At 52.9% G+C, this 280-nt stretch carries 1 protein-coding gene; it reads left to right on the top strand.

All coding sequences use genetic code 11. The annotated features are described in order from the left end of the window. Nucleotides 1-14: 14 nt before the first annotated feature. The coding region (locus HJY11_RS13570) for a C40 family peptidase (RefSeq protein ID WP_438820440.1) at nt 15-280 on the top strand (266 nt) is incomplete at its 3' end.

Raw genomic sequence — 280 nt, 5'->3', positions numbered from 1 at the left:
AGAAGATCCGCCAAATGGAGGCCGAAGCCTTGAAAAACGGTACGGAAGTAACTTTTTCCTATGGGGAAACGAAGGAAGAGGAGGCTTCAAGACTACAGGCTGAGGCAGAACAGCGGGCACGGGAAGAGGCGGAGAGAAAGCAGGCACAAAGACAGGCTGTGGTGGATTACGCATGCCAATTTATTGGCAACCCTTATGTCTGGGGAGGGACGAGCCTCACAAACGGAGCGGACTGTTCCGGATTCGTGCAGTCGGTCTATGCACACTTTGGTGTATCTCT

This window comes from Bittarella massiliensis (ex Durand et al. 2017), assembly GCF_017566145.1.
In the GTDB taxonomy this organism is placed as follows: Bacteria; Bacillota; Clostridia; order Oscillospirales; family Ruminococcaceae; genus Bittarella; species Bittarella massiliensis_A.
This window is presented reverse-complemented; position numbering and strand designations above follow the sequence as displayed.